The sequence below is a fragment of the Psychrobacter lutiphocae DSM 21542 genome, from assembly GCF_000382145.1.
Classification (GTDB): domain Bacteria; phylum Pseudomonadota; class Gammaproteobacteria; order Pseudomonadales; family Moraxellaceae; genus Psychrobacter; species Psychrobacter lutiphocae.
Map to the genome: position 1 here is coordinate 40,193 of NZ_KB907627.1, position 16,905 is coordinate 57,097.

The 16,905-nt window shown below is 42.2% G+C and carries 23 protein-coding genes; 7 read left to right on the forward strand and 16 right to left on the reverse strand.

The window, feature by feature from the left end; all coding sequences use genetic code 11:
• Nucleotides 1-94: 94 nt before the first annotated feature.
• The 3 genes from H140_RS0103490 to H140_RS0103500 form a co-directional block, all read right to left on the reverse strand.
• Nucleotides 95-520, reverse strand: a complete 426-nt coding sequence (locus tag H140_RS0103490; RefSeq protein WP_019672268.1) for a DUF1294 domain-containing protein — start codon at nt 518-520, stop codon at nt 95-97.
• Nucleotides 521-647: 127 nt separating this feature from the next.
• Nucleotides 648-950, reverse strand: a complete 303-nt coding sequence (locus H140_RS0103495) for a hypothetical protein (protein WP_156819069.1) — start codon at nt 948-950, stop codon at nt 648-650.
• A 245-nt stretch (nt 951-1,195) separates the two neighbouring features.
• On the reverse strand, nt 1,196-1,408 hold the full coding sequence (locus H140_RS0103500; RefSeq protein ID WP_019672270.1) for a hypothetical protein: 213 nt from the start codon (nt 1,406-1,408) through the stop codon (nt 1,196-1,198).
• 409 nt (nt 1,409-1,817) lie between these two features.
• Here H140_RS0103500 and H140_RS0103505 point away from each other — a divergent pair, with 409 nt between their 5' ends.
• On the forward strand, nt 1,818-3,494 hold the full coding sequence (locus tag H140_RS0103505; protein ID WP_019672271.1) for an FAD-dependent oxidoreductase: 1,677 nt from the start codon (nt 1,818-1,820) through the stop codon (nt 3,492-3,494).
• Between the two features lie 58 nt (nt 3,495-3,552).
• Here H140_RS0103505 and H140_RS0103510 read toward each other — a convergent pair whose 3' ends face one another.
• Complete coding sequence (locus H140_RS0103510; RefSeq protein ID WP_019672272.1) at nt 3,553-4,218, reverse strand: LOG family protein; 666 nt, start codon at nt 4,216-4,218, stop codon at nt 3,553-3,555.
• A 406-nt stretch (nt 4,219-4,624) separates the two neighbouring features.
• On the opposite strand from H140_RS0103510, the gene H140_RS0103515 reads away from it, so the two are divergent.
• Nucleotides 4,625-5,515 carry an alpha/beta hydrolase family protein gene (locus H140_RS0103515; protein WP_019672273.1) on the forward strand — a complete coding sequence of 297 codons (891 nt, stop codon included), beginning with the start codon at nt 4,625-4,627 and terminating at the stop codon, nt 5,513-5,515.
• 64 nt (nt 5,516-5,579) lie between these two features.
• Nucleotides 5,580-6,608, forward strand: coding sequence for a DUF1853 family protein (locus H140_RS0103520; protein ID WP_019672274.1), 1,029 nt, complete (start codon nt 5,580-5,582; stop codon nt 6,606-6,608).
• Between the two features lie 139 nt (nt 6,609-6,747).
• Here the strand turns inward: H140_RS0103520 and H140_RS13810 are convergent, their stop codons facing one another.
• The 12 genes from H140_RS13810 to H140_RS0103580 all read right to left on the reverse strand — a co-directional run bounded on the left by H140_RS13810 (nt 6,748) and on the right by H140_RS0103580 (nt 14,432).
• A complete protein-coding gene (locus H140_RS13810) occupies nt 6,748-7,107 on the reverse strand; it encodes a Mor transcription activator family protein (protein WP_019672275.1) in 360 nt (119 codons plus the stop codon).
• 110 nt (nt 7,108-7,217) lie between these two features.
• Nucleotides 7,218-7,643: a gp16 family protein gene (locus H140_RS0103530; RefSeq protein WP_019672276.1), complete on the reverse strand. Its 426-nt coding sequence runs from the start codon at nt 7,641-7,643 to the stop codon at nt 7,218-7,220.
• 88 nt (nt 7,644-7,731) lie between these two features.
• Nucleotides 7,732-8,355, reverse strand: a complete 624-nt coding sequence (locus H140_RS0103535; protein WP_019672277.1) for a DUF3164 family protein — start codon at nt 8,353-8,355, stop codon at nt 7,732-7,734.
• Between the two features lie 33 nt (nt 8,356-8,388).
• Complete coding sequence (locus tag H140_RS0103540) at nt 8,389-9,531, reverse strand: AAA family ATPase (RefSeq protein ID WP_019672278.1); 1,143 nt, start codon at nt 9,529-9,531, stop codon at nt 8,389-8,391.
• Nucleotides 9,532-9,620: 89 nt separating this feature from the next.
• Entirely contained in the window at nt 9,621-11,366 is a 1,746-nt protein-coding gene (locus H140_RS0103545; RefSeq protein WP_019672279.1) for a DDE-type integrase/transposase/recombinase, read from the reverse strand.
• A 70-nt stretch (nt 11,367-11,436) separates the two neighbouring features.
• Nucleotides 11,437-12,369, reverse strand: a complete 933-nt coding sequence (locus H140_RS0103550; RefSeq protein WP_019672280.1) for a hypothetical protein — start codon at nt 12,367-12,369, stop codon at nt 11,437-11,439.
• Complete coding sequence (locus H140_RS0103555) at nt 12,369-12,653, reverse strand: hypothetical protein (RefSeq protein ID WP_019672281.1); 285 nt, start codon at nt 12,651-12,653, stop codon at nt 12,369-12,371. The genes H140_RS0103550 and H140_RS0103555 overlap by 1 nt, the downstream gene beginning before the upstream one ends.
• Nucleotides 12,654-12,665: 12 nt before the next feature.
• Nucleotides 12,666-12,983, reverse strand: coding sequence for an IclR family transcriptional regulator (locus H140_RS0103560; RefSeq protein WP_019672282.1), 318 nt, complete (start codon nt 12,981-12,983; stop codon nt 12,666-12,668).
• A 2-nt stretch (nt 12,984-12,985) separates the two neighbouring features.
• The gene (locus H140_RS0103565; RefSeq protein ID WP_019672283.1) at nt 12,986-13,411 is read right to left on the reverse strand and encodes a hypothetical protein; all 426 of its coding nucleotides are present in this window, start codon (nt 13,409-13,411) and stop codon (nt 12,986-12,988) included.
• Nucleotides 13,412-13,413: 2 nt separating this feature from the next.
• Nucleotides 13,414-13,638 carry a hypothetical protein gene (locus H140_RS0103570; RefSeq protein ID WP_019672284.1) on the reverse strand — a complete coding sequence of 75 codons (225 nt, stop codon included), beginning with the start codon at nt 13,636-13,638 and terminating at the stop codon, nt 13,414-13,416.
• A 2-nt stretch (nt 13,639-13,640) separates the two neighbouring features.
• Complete coding sequence (locus tag H140_RS15400) at nt 13,641-14,156, reverse strand: DNA-binding protein (protein WP_019672285.1); 516 nt, start codon at nt 14,154-14,156, stop codon at nt 13,641-13,643.
• A gap of 63 nt (nt 14,157-14,219) precedes the next feature.
• The gene (locus tag H140_RS0103580) at nt 14,220-14,432 is read right to left on the reverse strand and encodes a DNA-binding protein (protein WP_019672286.1); all 213 of its coding nucleotides are present in this window, start codon (nt 14,430-14,432) and stop codon (nt 14,220-14,222) included.
• Nucleotides 14,433-14,560: 128 nt separating this feature from the next.
• Here H140_RS0103580 and H140_RS15050 point away from each other — a divergent pair, with 128 nt between their 5' ends.
• The 4 genes from H140_RS15050 to H140_RS0103600 all read left to right on the forward strand — a co-directional run bounded on the left by H140_RS15050 (nt 14,561) and on the right by H140_RS0103600 (nt 16,902).
• Complete coding sequence (locus H140_RS15050; protein WP_019672287.1) at nt 14,561-14,938, forward strand: helix-turn-helix domain-containing protein; 378 nt, start codon at nt 14,561-14,563, stop codon at nt 14,936-14,938.
• 3 nt (nt 14,939-14,941) lie between these two features.
• The gene (locus H140_RS0103590; protein WP_019672288.1) at nt 14,942-15,133 is read left to right on the forward strand and encodes a hypothetical protein; all 192 of its coding nucleotides are present in this window, start codon (nt 14,942-14,944) and stop codon (nt 15,131-15,133) included.
• A gap of 316 nt (nt 15,134-15,449) precedes the next feature.
• On the forward strand, nt 15,450-16,289 hold the full coding sequence (locus H140_RS0103595; RefSeq protein ID WP_019672289.1) for a BRO family protein: 840 nt from the start codon (nt 15,450-15,452) through the stop codon (nt 16,287-16,289).
• Nucleotides 16,290-16,374: 85 nt separating this feature from the next.
• Entirely contained in the window at nt 16,375-16,902 is a 528-nt protein-coding gene (locus tag H140_RS0103600) for an NlpC/P60 family protein (RefSeq protein WP_019672290.1), read from the forward strand.
• The last annotated feature ends 3 nt before the right edge of the window (nt 16,903-16,905 follow it).

Consider the following 16,905-nt stretch of genomic DNA (forward strand, 5'->3'; position numbering starts at 1 on the left):
AAAAACTCAATCTTTGACCATCTATATCCAATTAGGGACACGCCCTCGTAATCCTAGCAGATTACAAAAGCTACATTAGGCTTGTTGGTATCCATTAAAGCTGAGAAAAATCGCCACCTGAAATCAGATAAAACAACCCCGCCAAGTTAATAATAACAGTCAGATAATAGGTCATACGAAACTCTGGTTTTTGGGTTTTGTGACGCAACCTACTTTGTGCCAGCATCGCACCTGCCCAGCCACCGAGGACACTAAGTAGATGTAAAGTCATCTCAGGTGTACGCCAACGCCCTTGCTCTGCTGCTTTCTTATCCTTAGCATAGATTGCATAAGTTAGGATACCAAGCGCCAGATACCATCCGGCAACTAACGGGCTAATACTACCTGAAAACATCAATATGACCAGTACCAAATACAACCCAATGGCGATTAAACCTTGCTGTTTTTGCTGGTGCTGCAAGCTTTTTTGACGTCTTATTTTTTTTGAAGGATGTTGTCTTGATTTATTGCGTTTGGTCATTATTTTTCATAAGTAATTTGGATATTGTAATAAGTGTACTACACTCCCAACTAATGACAACCTTCTTGTAGTGGTGGCTAAAACTATATAAAAATTAGATAAGCCAGCTTTGATAGAAATAATAACTTTATTTATTAGCTGTTTGAACCAACTTAGCTACCACTCTTTCACATGTATTTTTATCTTTGGCCAAAAGCGCTGTTATATCTTGCATCGTAACTAAGCTTACTCCCTCAATAGATGATGATTTATTAACATCATCCGCATTCATTAAAAAACCTTCATAGGGCAATTCACTATCAATACATTGAGGCATTTCAGCATCATTAATATTAATTATATGCGCATCTTGAGTACCAGCCAATACTGGTTGCATCAATACTGGTTGCATCAATCCTGATAACATGCATAAAACAAATAATTTTTTCACTCTCATATCCTTATTTTTAATATTCAAAATATTTATACTCACAATAAATAGCCACTGTATAGATATTTTTTATATACCTATCTACTTATCTCACTCACTAATAAAAAGCAAAAAATAGCTTATTGATACATTTGGCTTAAATGCCTATTGACCAATAAGCTATTAATTACTAAACGCTTTATTAAACATTGCTTATGAGTAAAGTTTACTATTACAATAACAATGTAGTGTTAAACAAATGCACTCTATTTACACTTCACAAAGTCAAAAGATATATTTAAATCATTTTGAAATTTATCTTTTGCTTTGCTCTCAGCTTCACTTTTATTATTAGCTGACACTTTAGTCATTTTGTCAGGACTGCCGTTCTTATAAGTCCAACATTCATAACTCATTGAAGCTTGCGCAGAAATACTAAACAACAATGACAGTGGCAGCATAGCTAATACTTTTTTCATATATAACCCCTCCTTATGCCTGAAAATAATTATAATTAAGTAAGCTCATCGTATTCTTAATTTATATTATGCATCTTATAAAAATGTACTATAACAACATAAGTTACTTAAAGAAAATTATTCCAAATTCATATAAATACTCTAATAAAATGTTTTATTTACCTCAATTTTTTATCAAAGCAACTTAATTAAGAACACTTGTTAATTTATATCATGAATAACACCATAAAGCTGTCCGATATGTCGGACATATCACTACCAACATGTCCTGAAGTATCAGAAAGGTATGAAAAAATAGAGCAAACAGTAGCTATACTTTAGGCTTGCAACTTCACCAAGTCATCACCATAAACTAACTAGCCATTAATAAACCGTCAAAAACCATAAGTATTTAAATACAAAGACCCAGATGACCAATACTTCTCCATTTATAGACACTGACACTAAGTTAAGACAGACCAGCGCAACCAACAACTCTAACCCACCACTTAAAGTGGGTATTATTGGCGGTGGTGTTGCTGGATCAACGATTGCCATTCGTCTAGCAGCGCTAGGAATAGAGACTTATTTGTTCGAGAGCAAAGCCAGCTTAATCGATGGGCCACCCATGTGTCACTTACACGCTGGTGGCAACCTGTATCGTGAAATTCCAGATAGTGACTGTGTTGAGTTATTAAAGCAGTCTATTGATATGTTGCGCATGTATCCTTATAGCATAGATGTGCGCCCTACTGTATTTGCGGTGCCGCTGCGTGATGACGGCAATCCGCAAGATCTGCTGCCTCGATTGCAGCTGCTTACTCAAGAATATCAACAGATGATCCTTGATGACCCAGCCAATAAAGTCTTGGGTGAGCCAGAAGATTACTACCGTTTATATCAGCGTGATGAGCTTGAAGCATTGATGACGAGCAATGCTAATCTGGATACACTGGATAAATGGGTCACCGCTGCCGCCGAGCAACTGGATTTAGATAAATTAAAATTCCCGCTTATCTTGGTACAAGAATATGGTTGGAATATCTTCCGCTTAGCTGCTTCAGCGCAGCTGGCGCTTAAGTCCTATCCCAATGCCTATTTACTGCTCAACACCCAAGTGGTTGATGTCACTCAAGCAGACAGCAGTAATAATAGTAATAATGATAAAAAATGGCAGCTACACTATCGGACTCATCAAAATCAAAGCGTCAGCCAAACTGAAGCAAACAACCAAACTAAGACAACTGAAAAATTAAATCACAACGCTCAACCCGCTATTTTAGAAGTGGACTATCTGATTAATGCCTGCGGCTTTCGTACCGGTGTGATTGACAATATGGTGGGCGTTTCTGCGCAGCGTATGGTTGAGTTTAAGGCCTCCTACGTCACCCATTGGAATAATGACCGCTCAGATACAGCCACTCAAAACCACCACACCGGCTGTCGCACCAACAGTCACACCAACAGTCACACCAACAGTCACAAGTTGCCTGAGATTATTATTCACGGCAAGCGTGGCACTCCACAGGGGATGGTACAACTGACACCTTATCCCGATGGTTATTACCAAATTCATAGTATGAATAAAAAAGTAACTTTATTTGATGACGGTCTGGTTGCTGCTAAAGAAGACGATGCGCAACCTGAGTTAAAAGATAAGTATTTAAGCTTTATTGATCAAGGCTGGAATCCAAAGACCTTACAGCAGCGCAGCCAACGTGCCATTGAACAGGTCAGTGAATTTGTGCCGCGTTTTGCCTCAGCTAAGCCAACTCAAAATGCCTTATATGGCGGTCAGCAAATCCCAGGAGACAATGACACGCTTCGGGTTGCTGATATCCGCATTTATCCTGAGCAACACTACGCCCGTGCTGAGAATGTAAAAGCCTCATCTGCGTTAGAAGCGTCTGATGATTTGGTAAGCCAACTGCAACAGCAGCAGCTGATTGGCGCACTTAAGTCACAGAATCAAGCGCGACATCAGCACCAATGGGATTATCTTCAGCAAGTTAACAAAGCCAGCATAGACGTACTGGCTGAGCAGTTGGCACAGCAAAGAGCCTTCCCGTTACCGATGGCAGGCGTGGTCACACCTCTTCAGTCTTAGCTTAGTCTGTTAAGTCTAGCCTCTTAAGTAAGGTAAGCATATTAGATCTTATGCCGCTTCAGATTTTATGAGTCGCAATCGGATCATGGATGTGTACGTATTTATTTAACAGTGCCACAGCTGAGTTAATATCATTGCACACCACCAAGCGGTCTAAATCCTCTTGCTTCATAAAGCCCTCTTCTGTGGTGTGCTTTAAGTGCTCAATTAACGGATCATAAAAGCCATTGATGTTGAGAATCACCATTGGCTTTTCATGCTGATACAGCTGACGCCAAGTGGCAATTTCCATAATCTCTTCAAGCGTGCCCAATCCGCCAGGTAAAGTGATAAATGCATCGGCATACTCGGCCATCAGTGCCTTGCGGGTGTGCATGGTATCGGTTAAATGCAGGCTGGTTAAGCCATCGTGCGCTATTTCGTGATCGAGCATAAAGGTCGGGATTACGCCAACCGCTTGCGCACCGCCGCGAATAACGGCATCTGCGACCGCACCCATTAGGCCAATACTGGCACCACCATACACCAATCCCATGTCATTTTTTGCCAAGGCAGCCCCCAGATCTTTGGCCGCTTGCTCATAAATAGGGTTTTTGCCGATACGTGAGCCACAATATACCGCGACTAATGGCTGAGTGATGTCTGACTTATCGACTGCATCACTAACGTTAACCACGTCTTTGCTGGTGATGGTTTTATAGCTTGGTTTTGACGCTTGTGTCATAAATTTGTGCCCCCTTAAAGGGTAAAATGGATTTATTTTAAATAAGTGTCAACTGAGTATAATAACATACCGCAAAAAATCGAGCTTTATCACTGTGTTTTTTTTAACTGACACGCAACTGATTGCGCATTGCTTTTTTTATATTGGTTTTTTATTACGCTTATCTATTATCAAATCAAAGCATCTTTCATTAGTTAACCCATTATTCACTGCATTATTAAAAAACTCTTGTTGCCATATATAATGAACAGTGCGTGTTAAGTTGCTACTATAAATACAGAGGTAAATCTCTTATGATATCAAGCGCCTGCAAGTTCAAGCGTCTACAAAGTAAGGCAGCCACTTTTTCATTCGCCCAAACCTTTGTCGGTTGGGATATGTCATAAACATTTACAAGGTAGTTCCTATGACTCACAGCACCCACACGTTGACCATAATGACCGAGCGCAATCAGCCGCTCACCGCCACCTTATATAGCCCTGCTGAACAAACCAATGAACAGGTCAAAAATGCCATCATGCTTGCTCCAGCAACTGGCATTAAGCGTTTATTTTATAACAGTTTTGCCAGCTATTTGGCCAGCCAAGGCTTTGGAGTCATCACCTATGATAACGAAGGCATCGGTGACTCTTTAACCTCTCCGCTAGCCAAATGTGATGCCTCATTGATCAGTTGGGGTCGCCATGATGCCACTGCGGTATTAGATGCGCTACAAGATGAATTTCCTAATGCCAACTATCATCTAATCGGTCACAGCGCCGGCGGACAACTCATCGGCTTAATGCCCAATTATCAAGCCTTAAGCTCAGTGGTCAATGTCGCCTGCTCATCTGGTCGTATTAAGAATATGGAGATGCCATTTAAAGCGCAAGCCATCTTGTTTATGGATGGCGCCATTACTTTAGGCAACCTACTTTTGGGCTATACTCCTTCAGATAAGTTTAATATGGGTGAGCCCCTGCCACGTGGGGTTGCCAAACAGTGGCGTGACTGGTGCAATGGTAAGGGCTATATCAAAACTGCCTTTGGTAAAACTGTCTTCACCCATTATTATGATAAGCTTACCATGCCCTCATTATGGTTAAACTTCAGTGATGATGACATTGCCAATGCCAAAAACGTCGATGATATGCTCACCGTCTTTACCGCCATGCCAGCAGAAAAACGCATGATGACGCCCGAGCAGTTTGGCTTAAAGCATATCGGCCATATGCGCTACTTTAGCAGTAAGACCCATGCCAAAGCACCAGAGCTTTGGCAGATGGCAACCGATTGGATTTTACAACATGGCGCATAGGGTTTTGCCGCTTTTTTAAACTGTTTTTCTATTAAACTGCTTTTTATCTTAGATTACCAAAAACATGCCCAATATCTTAAACTCAAACACAGACTCAAGTGTAAAGGTAAGCTCAGACGCATCGCCTTGGTACAGTGCTTCGCCTTGGCAGCAGTACCACCGCCCTTTTGTGCGGGATTTAGCATTTGCGTTAGCCTGTCCTGATGCACTAAAACAATGGCAATCACCTGAGCCAAATTTGGTGTCACCACCCATCTTTGTGCATCCATCTAGCTTTTGGCAACAGCAGTTTCAGCGGTATGCTCCCCGCTTGCAACAGTTGGATACTGGCAACAGTTATCAAGACTTAACTCGTTACTTAATGTCCCGCCCTAGCCCTTATCGACTAGGCTTTCACTTTGAGGGATTGATCCACTTTTGGCTAGAAGATGGGTATCAACTTGGGCTACATCCCTACGAGGTACTGGCACACAATGTGCAGCTGTACAATGGCATGCAGACCACAGGCGAGCTAGATTTTATTTTGTGTAATCATGACACTGGTGAGGTGGAGCATTGGGAGCTGGCGATTAAGTTTTATTTGGGCTCAGCGCCTTATGACTTTGGCAATTGGGTAGGTATTAACTCACGTGATACTCTAGAGCGTAAACTGACACATATGCAAAGCAAGCCATTTCGTAGCGTTTGGATAGACTTAGATGGCTACCATAAGCTGAAGATTGATAGACGTTATGTGGTGCTCAAAGGTCGCTTTTTTCAACCCAGTCATCAACAATTTACCCGTCCTGACTGGCTCAGTGATGATTTCCCACTGCACACTTGGTATAAGTTACATCACCAATATGACTGGCACAGCTTACTTGAGCGCAATACGCTAGATGATAAGGCGCTACGTCCAGCACACTATATTGAATGGCTAACTTATCGCCCATTTTATGATGCCAGTTATTTGACAACTCGGCCGTTGCCATTAGATCCTTGGCTGGACAAAGAGGAGCTACGCCAGCGCCGTCATCGTTTGGCACATTGGCCTTATGTTCCTTTGACTTTTGCAGAGTTGACTACCAATTTGTATATACAGCAAGCTCAGTGACCACACCCTAGATAAATACCCCAGAAAGGCGTTATAAATGTGGGAAGAAGTGGGATAGCTAGGGATTATGTGGGATGAATATGTAATGAGGTTACACTAGGCGTTATCAGAAAATCAATAAAAATAAGAAGGCCTGCTCTTAATCGAACAGGTCTTCTTGCGTTTTGGGTAGGGATTTGCGGACTTTGGCGAGGATCTGGTAGATGGTTACCATTGAAAGCTGATACTTTTGTGCAAGCTGGTGGTGGTTGGTGCCGTTGAAGTCCTGCCAGATAGCTAGATCACGCTTGTGTAGCTCGGCTGGGGTGTTTTTGGGAACATAGAGCATACTGCCGCCCCAGTGTGCTGTCATACGATCGGCTAAATGAAAAGCAATCTGTTCACATGACTCTGGAGGTATGTCTGTAAATTTGGCCAGTATGTCTGCTCCTTGCCCCACCATGTCTTGTAGGAATGCAGTGCCTAATTGAGTGTGTTTGCCAGTCTTTTTATCCGTCATATCCAGCCCCCTGTATGTGCCATGCTATCTACTATAAGTTACTATTTTATAGTGTTTGTGACTGTTTAGGTGTGTGTAGCATGGCAGGTCTGGTCAATTATTATGCAAAATTACAGTCTATTTAGCCATTTTTTGAGTGATTCGATGACTTGGCTGGCATCTTTTGTGCTTAAAAACTGTAATGCTGATTTGCCAGTTTGGCGCTCGACATAACTAGCTAGTGCTCGCTCGCTTGGGTTACGTACTGCACCAGCGTCATGAAGCTCTAACCACAAACTACGTATTAACTTTGATTGTGGGTCGCAAGCTTGTTTTAGCTTGCCAGCTCGCTTGGGCTTGGCTGGGGTGAAGCCTTTATCACGTAAATTATCTAGCACCTTTAATAACTCTGGTTTGGTCATTTTCTTTGTGCTGTCTTTGCCTGTAAGCTCGGTGAGCATATGGCGGTATGTGCCATCGTCCAATCCAAGTTTACTTTTACCAATATGAATAAGCTGGATTAATTTGGGCTTCGTTGGGGTGTATTTGGTTGTCATTGTGATAGCCTTGTTTTTTGGTGTTTTAAAAAGGGTGAGTGGCTTGCGCTACTCACCCTGTTATTGATTTTTAAATAACTAAAATGGGTTATACATTAGAAAAATCTAATGCAATCTGTTGATATTTGCCTGAGTCGTCACGCTCATAAAAACGGATGTATTCTTTGGTGTCAGTGACTTTAATTGCATCACCAATGGCCTGCATTGCTTTAAGCCACTTACTGTCTGAGATATCAAGACTGCGCAAGCTAAGTACACGATGTGTGCTAATCTTGCCCTCTTTGTCGACCTGAAATGCATTGTTAATCAGTGCTTTGATGTTGTCATTGCTATCAGCTGTCCAGTCATGTAAGCATTCATCAATGAGCTGTTTGGCAATCTGTAAGCGTTCGTCAAAGACGATATTTTCGCTGACGGCAAGTTGCACTTTGTACTTACCGTCATAGCTGATTAGGCTGGTATTGCCTTTTTTGCCGCCAAGATGTACGTCATATTCACTGGCTGATAAGGCTACAAAATCATTGAAGTCTGCAAATAGTGTTGCTTTATCTTGACGCATTGTTGTTTGTAGTTGTCTGGCGGTATCAACCATTTTTTTGACGACTTCGTTTCTAATTATGTCGATAGGTTTTACCTTATCGATGGGAATTAGATGTCCTTTATCATTTTGCATATAGCCTTCTGGGGCTTGATTTATGGTTGTGTCTGTCATCGTAATATTCCTTCTGTTATTAATTGAGTTGGGTTATACATTCATGATTAAATCGGCATTGATAACGGGTATGCCTAGTTCTGTGGCATGGTTCATCGCACCTGTTAGTAGGTTGCCTATCGCAAGTGGATACATAAGGCTTTGAGTTACTTTGCCTTTGCTGTCTGTGCGTACTAGGCGGCTAACGATGGCGTTGATGCCTGAGTCATCAATGATGCTGTTAATATCCTGATTTTTGCCCAGGCGTTTGGCTAAATAGCCACCTAATTCGGCAGGTGCTATGGGTTGCAAGGTGACTATTTCACAACGCTGGACTACTTCACGTATGGTTGGGTTTTGCTCAGATAGCTTTAGCCCAAGCTCGTTTTGACCGATTAAGATAATGCCAAGCAGTTTGTCGTAACCGTCTTCAAGCTCAAAGAAACGCTTTAAGTGCTTGAGGGTCGGTATTGGCAAGCTATGTGCTTCTTCTATAATAAGCACATGGCTGTTGCCTGCTTTGTGGCTTTCTTTTAGTACGTTATGTACTTGGCGAAAGCGAGCCTCTGGACTGCGTTTGATGTGTTCAAGCGGTGCTAGGGCGTTTAGTATCGCTTCGGCTATGTGTGCTGCTTTTAGGGTTTTGCCTTTGATGTCATTGTCTTCTGCTGCTAAGACATACGGCTCAATGGCAATAATGGATTGGTTCTCACGTTTGAGACGATCAATAAGGTCACGCTTTAACGTAGTTTTACCAGCACCTGACTCGCCAACGACGGCGATGAAGCCGCCATGCTTGGCGGTATGGTGCATGGCTGCACGCACGTAAGCGGTATCGCTTGACTGATATAGCTCATCAGCACTGCGAATATCATTGGTAAATGGGTTGCTAAACAGTTTGAAGTGTTTGCGTGCTGACTCGGTTAAGGTTTGTTTGCGGAGTAGCATGAGTTCATCCTCTTGTTGGGTTGTTGTCTTGGTTGATGGGTGTTGCTGTTTTGGTTGAGTGTCAAACTTGATACCGTGATCGGTTAAAAAGCGGTTTATGCCATTGATGACAATGCTTTTGTTTGGCGACTTTGGGTACTGGTTGTGATTTAGCATTAGGCTAACGCTTGCAGGGCTAATCCCAAGATGACTTGCTAGGTTGCGCTGGCTAATGTTGTTTTCTTTTAATAACTGCTTGAGTGCTTTCATGGTCGTTCCTTGTTTTTATCAAATCCCCCTAAATCCCCCTTTGAAAAAGGGGGATTTAAAAGCCTTGCCCTTTTACAAAGTAGAATTAGTTAATGGTTAACCACTTTTAGGTGCTGTACGGGTTTGCCCATGACGATGCGGTCGGCAATATCGGTGATGGCGGTTTGGGGTACGCCATTTGGATACTGCTGTTGTAAGTCTTGATAATGCTCTGGTGTCCACTGATTACCCAATAAGCCTCGTAGCTCCATCGCTGCTTGGACGTGAGTGAGTGGCTTGAGTTCACGATTGCCTTTTATTAGATGCTCATGGGTGCTGGTATCAATGGTTTGACCAGCTTTGGTAATCACATTGGGTACGTTGCCATCTATGTGGCTGTTGTCAACATCTGCCATGGCGTCGACTTTGCCTTGATAGGCGGCTTGTTTTTTCTTACGTGCTTTATCGACATCGCTTTCGGTATCTACGCCATAAGCGTCTTTAAGCATGGCTTTGCGGTTTGCATCTGCTTGACTGTCTGGTTTGGTGATCATCGTCTCACCAATGACAGGACTGTGAATGGCAAAGCCCGCCTCATCTGTCTGTATTGGGCTGATGGTATAAACGGTGTCCAACCAAGTGACATCAATATCAGGCGCACGATAAGGGTTGACGACTATCTCAACTTCGGCTTTTGGATAGATGTCTGGCAGATGGGTGACATCGTATGTCTGGTTTGGATAGCCTTTGATGGTGTGAGTTACGGTTAAGTCGCCACGTACTTTCATAACTTTTGGCTTGGTAGTCACTAGCTCTCGGCATATTTCCATACTTGGGGCTAGGCGTAGTTGCTCAGGGGTAATGGTTAGCCATACCGCATTGCGAGTCTTACGGGTGCGACTGTGGGTGGCGGTGGCATTAAAATGGGTACGCCATTTGGTGCAGTAGGCGTTTAACTCATCTAATGTTTTGATATTTAAAAATGTGAGGCGGCTTTCAAACTTGCATTCGACGATGTCGTTGTGCTTTTCGACTTGTCCTTTGGCACGGCTGTTGCCAGCTGCGTGTTCTATGTGCTCGACTTGCAGACGATCAAGTAAGTTTAAAAATAGACCTGATAAGTTTGCCGAGCCTTTGTCCATTACTAATATATTAGGCACACCGTGCATGGGGTCATTCGCTGCACGCTTTTGTATGGCATTTAAGAAGACTTGGGTTAAATTTTCGCTAGACTCTGCGCCCATGACGTATTCCACATAGGTAGCAGCGCTATAATGGTCGGTGACTACGTAACGGATGACCCTTTGTTTTTCAATCTTTCGAATATTGGCAGGTTTGTTTTTATAAAACTCTTTTTGCTCCATTACCGCTAAGCCGCCTTTTGGTAGATAGAACAGCACACAAACTGAGGCATCAATCTGCCAGACGTGGTTTGGGTGCAGACTACGTTGGTTAACGTGGGCTGTGGGCGTGGATAACTGGCTGGGGTGGCAGTGATGCGCTTTTAAGGCACGCAGTATGGTGCTAACGGCTACGTCAGGTAGTTTGCCTTGGGCTTTTAACATTTCGGCTGCATCAGAAACTGACAAGATTTGTTTGCCATTGGCACGGGTGGCAACTAAAATCATGCCACCTATCAGCTCGGCTTGTGCTTTGGTTATCATGCTGTCTCCTTTGTCGGTACGTGTCTTGCGAGGCTTGGTAAGGCCTGCGTCTTTGAGTAGTTGATAGACTTGTTTGGTTGAGCAACACAGGTATTCCGCTGCTTGCTCAACGATTGGCGTTTTTTGCCCATGCTTGGCGGATTGCAGGCGCTGGGCAAGCTGTTTTAGGTAGTTATATGTGGCGGTATCCATAGGTTGCTCTTGTTGTGGTTAAAAAATCTCCCTAAATCCCTCTTTATAAAAGAGGGACTTAAAAGCAGGGTTAGTCTTGCGCTAGCTCTTCAGGTGTCTGCCCTTGTAGCTGAAAGTTGTCAGGGTCTAGGGCATCATGCATCCAGTCCGGAGTTATCATCTCGGCCAGATTGATCTCGATGCCGTCGGCAGCTGCTAGCTCGGCGATACGGTTATAGGTGTAGCTGACATCACTGTCTATCTTTAATGTCAAGTGAGGTACGTCCTCTACTGCCTGCTCTTTCAATGTAATGATTGAGTTATTAAATTGGCTAATGGCGGTGAGCATACTGGTCACTGCTTGTGCCAACTCGCTACTGATGTGTGCTTCTAGTTCTTTTTGCACCGCCAGCTTTTGGTCTGGGTCTTTGCGCAGGCTAAGCTTGGCATCTAGCTCGTCTATCTTTTTGTTCTTTGTCGATAGCACGCTGTCTTTGGCTTTGGCATCTGCTTGGAGCTCATTGATTTGCTGTTGCAGGGCGTCACGTGTTTTGACGTGTTTGGCACTCATTTCTTCAATGAGATCTATCAAGGTTTCTTTGTCTTCAGCTTGTACCGCTTCACCGTTGATGATGACTTCACGTTCGGCATCGGGGAGCTTGCGGAGTTTACGTAGGTCGCGTGTAGATAGCCCGATTTTTTTACTTGATTCAAAAAAATCTTCACCAAAAACTTCTAAGTTTTGAATTTCTTCATCAACCGTTCTTCTTGATTTGCCTTGACATTGGCAAAAATCTTCCCAAGTGGCGATATGCCGCCAATTTCCATCAGGATCAACTAACCTTAAGCCCTTGTATTCTTTAGAGTTTTTTATTTCAGCCCATAACTTAATTCGGGCAACTTTCGCCAGTTTTTCATTGAATTCTGCAAATTGAGCTTGACCTAAACTTAAAGCAACATTTAGATGCCCATCTGAAACTACTTCTTGCAACTGTGCCAATTGACTTTGATTGATATTACTCATTATTTAACTTCCTCATTAATACGTTGTAACCAGCCATGTTTACGCATATAAACTAAAGCTTGTGATAGTGATCTTCCTGAACGAATGAGTCGTTCTAACTCAAAACTAACCTCTACTGCCGTACTGATTTCATTGTCATCAAAGCCTCTGCCTAGTAGATCTTGTGGTGATGTATTTGGCATACCTAAGACTTCTCTAGCTAAAGATCCATACATAGTGGTAGCTAAAATATTTAATTGCATTTGTGTTTTTAAATAACCAATAAGTTCGTGAGTATTTGACATATTTAATCCTTATTAAGTTAAGTATTGGTTGGCATGGGCAGTGACTCGTTGGCTGACCGCATCTAACTGCTGTTGTGCTTGTCCTACCTCTAGGCTGTGTGCTCTTGCGATGGCGAGACAGGCTGTTGATAGTGCATACTTTTTGTTGTGTTCGAACTGGACGGCCATGCCCTCATCGACCATAGTTTGTAGCGTGCGTAGGGTGTTGACGCTGTTTTCACCGATGGCGTCTGCGATATCTTTTAATGCCATGCCTGTTAATGACTTACCTGCTAATACCTTTTGGATCTTGAGTGCTCGTCTGGTGGCACTGTCTTTGATTTTTGTCATGATTATTCTCCTTGTGTTGCTTGTGGAATCCCCCTAAATCCCCCTTTGGAAAAGTGGGACTTGAGCAGCTGCACTGGTTGACTCTGTGCTCTTGCCAGCTCGGTGCGCAAGAGGTCGTTTTCGGTGTACGCGCAGTACCAAGCGGTGATAAAAAAACCTAGAAAAACTGCCAATAGTACTTTTAGCGAGTCACGCTTGGGTGCAATGCGGTATAAGGCTGATTGACGCTTTAGCTTGCGCATGGGGTCATCTATTGCGCTAATCCCGTCTTTGCGTAGCTTGTAGTTAATGATGGCTATCTCAGAGGCAGATAGCTGGTCGCAAATGGTAGTGATAATTTGGTCGGCATAGCGTAGCTCTTGACGTAACTCACGAGTATCTAACTGTAGGGTGGTTGCCCCTTTACGTTGTTTTGGCTGCTTGGTCATGGTTATGCCTCCTGTGTTTGGGTGTCGGCTTTGGCTTTGGTATTGGTGCGTGAGACGCACCCTACTAGAGTGGACAATGTCTTATTTGCTGTGTGGCTTTGGCAGTCGATAAGGCGCTTGCAATACACACGGCTGGTATCCTTGCTTATAGGGTTGTAGCCGTTAAGCTGACTTAAAGGTTTGACTTGATGACAGCGAGTGCAAGTAGCAAATACTGGGTGGCTCATGGTTATGCCTCCTCATTTTCGGGTTGTGTCTTAGTGGGAGTAATCTTGAGCCCCATGGCGACTTTGATGTCGTGGCTTTTGCCTCGTGTGCCTTCAACCATGCCAGTTAAGATACGAGAGCAGTATTCTGGGTTGTAGCCACGAGCTTCTGCCCACTCTTTTAGGGTGATGCCTTGATCAATAAGCTGTTTGCGGAATTCATTGGGGGTTTTAGCTCTAACCTGGTTTGATCTTATTAATCGCTTTTTAATAGGTGTGTTTTGGTTACGATAGTTACTTGGACTTATTAAACTGAGCGATTGAAAACTACTGTTGATTTTTTCAAGTTTGATTTCTGCTAATGCTATTAAGTCATTTGTTAATGTTTTAAGAGGTGGGTTTTCTACTTTGTCTTCTGTCAAATTATCGATTAGTAGTGTTAATAATGAATCAAGTTGATTGATATTGTTTTTTGCAACTTGCAAGTTTGACAATAAATCTTCTTTATGGAGTGTTTTAGTTCGGTTGATATAACTCATAGTTAGTAACCATATTTAGATATTAAAAGGTGAATAAAAAGGTTGGTAATGGTATAATTAAGCCTATATATTATTTGGGTCTAGTGGGATTTTTAGTCCTAGTTTCACAGCGATTTCATGTCCTCGTCCATATAAGCCTTTTCGTTCGCCTGACATGATTTTGTATACTTCAGGTACAGGGTAGCCGTTGATTTGTGCCCATTGTTTTAGAGTGATGCCACGCTCGTATAATTCGGCACGTACTTGGTCTGGAGTTTTTGGTTGAGTGGTTGCCATTTTTATTTCCTTAGATGGTTAGGTTTTAGTATCACAAGGTTTTTTACTTGCTTAGGGGTATATTAAGGTACGCAAATGCGTACTGTCAAGTATTAAATGAACGTTTTTGAGTACCTTTGGGGTTTTTTATGTTTGGTCAACGATTAAAAGAAGAGCGTAATCGCCTAAAACTGAACCAAGAAGAGTTCGGTGAAGCCTGTGGAGTTAGAAAACAGGCTCAAATTAAATATGAAAAAGGTGAGCGAAAACCTGACAGTGATTATTTACAAAAAGCATATGAGTTAGGCGTTGATGTTAGCTATTTATTTACTGGCGTGAGGGCGGAAACGTTACAAGATAGTTCAAATATCCGCAGTTATCGTATTAATGGTGAAGAACAAGATATTGTTTTAGCTCGTATTAATTTAATGATAAATAACCCTGATATTCGTGAGGGATTGATGAGTATGAGTGAGGAACAAACTGACATTATGATGCGGTTAATTAAATCGTTTGCTGGAGATTAATATATGAAACAGAAAGAACAAATAAAGCCTTTGACAGAGGTGCAAGCAACTAAAGTTGCTTGGTGTTTATTAGTTGAGGAGCTAATAGCACAAGGTGTATTAAACCCCAAAGGCTTATTAGAACGTATTGACGAAGTGAGCTGGCTTGATGATTCAGATGAATTAGACTTTTTCAGACGTACTGTTCAGGAATAAAAAAAGCCCCATCACAGTGATGTGACGGGGCTTTTGGTACTCTGTGTCTGTATAGACGGGTACTCTAAAACGCTTGGCGTTGTCATTGGTGCGTGGGACGCACCCTACAAGGCTTGGCGTTGGGGTGTTATGGTTGCCTTCTGCACAGGTTGAAGGCTAAACATAACGGTCTGCTAGAGACTCTGTTGGGGATTATAGCATATGTAATTGTGTAATGAATGATAGCATCAAATAATACTTATATTTCATATATAGATTCTATCAATTAAGGTAGAATAGCATTACAAGTTAATTTCACAACTTAAAGGAAATTATAATGTCAAATTATGACTTAGCACTTGAAGATATTGATGTTTTTCATTATGAAGAAGGCTCAATAAACTTTAATGACCTTTGTGCTGAAAATGGATTTACCTACTGGTATGCAAGAGATTATATGAAGATGCTCGGCTACCAAAAATATAACAGTTTTAAAAAGCCTGTTAACAAAGCTATTACTACGTGTATGACTTTAGATATTGATGTGACGGATAATTTCGTACAGGTTAATAGAGTCATTAATGGTGAAGAGGTTAAAGACTATAAACTTTCAAGATTTGCGTGCTATCTTATTGCAATGAATGCAGATGGTAAAAAGCTAGAAGTCGCAAGGGCACAAGCATTTTTTGCAGCAGCGGCTGAAACCATTCGTAGATATGTCAGTGATGCAAGCCAAGTTGAACGTGTGTTGATACGAGATGAAATTAGCATCCATGAGAAATCACTTAGTGGTGTAGCAAAAGAAGCTGGAGTAGAAAAATATGCACTATTCCAGAATGCAGGCTATCGTGGTATGTATAATATGAATTTGAGTAAGTTAAAAGACTATAAAAATAGTCCTGATGTACGTCGCACATTATTAGATTATATGGGAAAAGATGAGCTTGCAGCGAACCTATTTAGAATTACACAAACAGAACTAAAAATGCGTAATGAAAACATTAAAGGTCAACGTAATTCTGAAAATGCAGCTGAACAAGTTGGACGTAAGGTTAGAAAAACAATGATTGAGATTGGCGGAATTGCTCCTGAAGACATGGAACTTGAAGAAGATATTAAGAAAATTAAAACATCTCTTAAGCAAACTCATAAAGGTCTGAAAAAAATTGATGATTAAAGTCATAACCCTTAAACCGCCATAAAATAAAAAAACCACCTAAATAAATAACCTGTTAACTACATTTAGTTAACAGGTTTTTTTTATGTCAAATCCAAACATCAAAAACGAACTGCCTTGGGTAGATGAAGGTCGTCACTATATCGGACTAACAGAAATCCGAGGCACCCGTCATAACAAAACCATCCAGCGCTGGCTAAGTGAACTTAATGCTTGGTGGCGGGATGACGAAACCCCTTGGTGCGGTGTATTCACTGCCCACTGTCTAAGTGCCAGCAAACGTGGTATCCCCAAACACTGGTATCGAGCCAAAGCCTATGCCAGCTACGGCACACTTCTATCTCAACCTGCCTATGGCTGTCTTGGTGTGATGAGCCGTAAAGGCGGTGGTCATGTCTGCTTTATCATTGGTAAAACCTCAGGTAATCGCCTTGTGGTACTTGGTGGCAATCAAAATAATCAAGTCAGTATTGCCTCCTATCCCCGTAGTCGCTTTGACGCCTTTGTCTGGCCACCAAGAGGTAATGGCGTACCTAGCCTGCCATACCACTACCGCTATGATTTGCCAAATTATCAATATGGTCACTATCGTCAACCGACCTCTGAAGCGTAAGGA